The 398-nt window shown below is 72.9% G+C and carries 1 protein-coding gene; it reads left to right on the top strand.

From position 1 onward, the window contains the following. The coding region (locus KUF83_RS01635) for a hypothetical protein (RefSeq protein ID WP_217452675.1) at positions 1–398 on the top strand (398 nt) is incomplete at both ends.

Here is a 398-nt window from a genome sequence, read left to right as displayed (position 1 = left end):
CTGGAACAGCGCGGGCGAGCTGGAGTACGTCGGCCGCGCCGACACCCAGGTCAAGGTCCGCGGCTTCCGCATCGAACCCGGCGAGGTCGAGTCCGCGATGGTCGCCCACCCCGGTGTCGCCCAGGCGGCGGTGGTCGTCCGTGAAGCCGCCGGCACGTCCGGCGCCAAGCAGCTGGTGGGGTACGTCGTGCCGGCCGGCGCCGACCTGCCGGAGAGCGCGCAGAGCGTCGGCGAGACGGACTACGACCTGACCGCCGGAGTGTCGTCCCGCGACCTGCGGGCCTTCCTCGGGCAGCGTCTGCCCGAGTTCATGGTCCCCTCCGCGTTCGTCGTGCTGGACCGGCTGCCGCTGATGCCCAACGGCAAGCTCGACCACAAGGCCCTGCCCGAGCCGGAGT

It is taken from the genome of Streptomyces sp. BV286 (genome assembly GCF_019090165.1).
GTDB lineage: Bacteria > Actinomycetota > Actinomycetes > Streptomycetales > Streptomycetaceae > Streptomyces.
The sequence above is the reverse complement of the archived record's forward strand: the minus strand, read 5'-3'. Positions and strand labels throughout refer to the sequence as shown.